Genomic DNA, 1,376 nt, shown 5'->3' on the forward strand with positions numbered 1-1,376 from the left:
CAATAGCGTTGCATAAAAGTTATAGTGGTTAGTTCACACAATATTCTGAACAATATTTTCCTAAACTTCGACCAAAGAACCAGTAACCAACTAAAGGTGATCACTGTCCATTTGGCAATTATTACTATTTGATTTAATTATTCACAAAAAAACAAAACAACTTACAATAACTATTTTTATCCTGGTGCTTTAACCATTAACTTTATCCAATTATCGTATGGCTTCCAAAGTAAAATTCGTAACCAGCGACTTATTTGTAATAATGTTTGTTTTGTTTTGGTTTCTAATTGGATTAATACCATCAAGCTATATGCAATTAATGTTAAGTAAACTTGGTTTAACACAGCTTCTTCACTAGTTCCATAGAGATGTTTAATTTTTAAATGTTGTTTCATCCATTTAAAAAATAACTCAATCGCCCAACGTGAGCGATAGATTTCGCCTATTTCTTCAGCATCTAGGTCAAAACGATTGGTTATGATTCGTATTTCATTATTCTCTGAATCAACTGTTTCAATTAACCTTAGAACATTGTCCATTCTATTTTGAGGTGTACCGATGACTACCATTGAATCAGATTTGATTGAGCTGTTTTCTGGAATATTGAATGTTTCAAGTACCCTAACTATTGCATTTTTCTTGAGTCTTGATGCGAAAAAGATTCCTTCATCACAATAATGATCAAATTTTTCGTAGTCATTGTAACCTCGATCAAATATGTACATCACATCTTTTTCATCAATTAGGACATCCATTTGGGTTCTATCGTTCTTACTAGCAGGGGTAACGATGAATTTTTCAGGATATACAGTTTCATCGTCTACAAATTCTAACCGAAGATGAATTTTTATTCCTGCTTTTGTCTTACGGAACTTCGCCCACTTATATTTTTTCAGTCCTAAGGAAATAGTGGTAGAGTCAACTATCTTTAAACCTTTAAATTTCGAAGAAGCTGACGATTTCCTACGTATGTGCCCAACAAGGTCAAAGAAAATTTCGGCGAGTAAATCTGGATTTACTTGATTATGTTTTCTAGAAAGTTGAGATGCACTGATTGAAGTTAACCCCAGTTCTTGTTGAAATTCTTCTAGTAAAACATCATCAGCAATTGCTCTTAAACCTTCACGTTGTTCTATTTGGGCGTGTAGGAACAGCAATAAATAAGCTCTTGTTGTTAATTTTTTAACGTATTTGTCTTGCTTCATTTCTTCTACTTTTTGTTGTAATTTTACAGAATTGATAGGAGCTATCCATTTACCAAATGACGAAAATAGTGTATCCTTGTCCATAAGCATGGTCCTTTATATTGGATTTGGACAGGGAGCACCTGTACTTCCATTATAAAGGATTTTTTTATGAACTAGTGATTATTAGAA

Annotated in this window: 1 protein-coding gene; it reads right to left on the minus strand. The window is 32.7% G+C overall.

Annotation, left to right across the window (positions count from 1 at the left end; all coding sequences use genetic code 11):
* Positions 1-176 precede the first annotated feature (176 nt).
* A complete protein-coding gene (locus BHF71_RS10155; RefSeq protein ID WP_069657524.1) occupies positions 177-1,289 on the minus strand; it encodes an IS4 family transposase in 1,113 nt (370 codons plus the stop codon).
* Positions 1,290-1,376: the final 87 nt, after the last annotated feature.

This window comes from Vulcanibacillus modesticaldus (genome assembly GCF_001730235.1).
GTDB lineage: Bacteria > Bacillota > Bacilli > Tepidibacillales > Tepidibacillaceae > Vulcanibacillus > Vulcanibacillus modesticaldus.

What these genes read in the sequence shown, in the direction of transcription:
- BHF71_RS10155 (WP_069657524.1), bottom strand. Translation starts at nt 1,289, where the DNA reads ATGGACAAGGATACACTATTTTCGTCATTTGGTAAATGGATAGCTCCT.